The following is a 402-nucleotide window of genomic DNA, read 5'->3' as shown; positions in this document are numbered from 1 at the left end:
GGTGTGAGTGCCGTCGTGACCGTGAACCTGGACCTCGACACCCTCGTCGGAGGTGTGAAGGCCGCCGGACTGTCCGACGGCACACGGATCTCGGCCGGCGAAGCCCGCCGGCTCGCCTGCTCGGCACAGATCGTGCCGATGGTCCTCAACGGCACCTCACTCCCGATCGACCTCGGCAGCGCGAACCGCTACTTCAACCGGTCGTCGCGCCGGGCGATGGAGAAGAGAGACGGCGGCTGCACCGCACCCGGATGCGACCGCGACTCACGGTGGACCGAGGCCCACCACCTGAATCCCTACGCCATCTCCAAGACCACCGACATCAGAGACGGCGCCCTCCTCTGTTCGTTCCACCACCACCGAGTTCACGACCAACAGTGGTCAGGCCGGATCAATCCCGAT

1 protein-coding gene is annotated in these 402 nt (G+C 66.4%); it reads left to right on the top strand.

The genetic code is table 11. The features are described from left to right. The coding region (locus tag ASF38_RS09730) for an HNH endonuclease signature motif containing protein (protein WP_162237340.1) at positions 1–402 on the top strand (402 nt) is incomplete at both ends.

The sequence above is a fragment of the Aeromicrobium sp. Leaf272 genome (genome assembly GCF_001422865.1).
GTDB lineage: Bacteria > Actinomycetota > Actinomycetes > Propionibacteriales > Nocardioidaceae > Aeromicrobium.
This window is presented reverse-complemented; position numbering and strand designations above follow the sequence as displayed.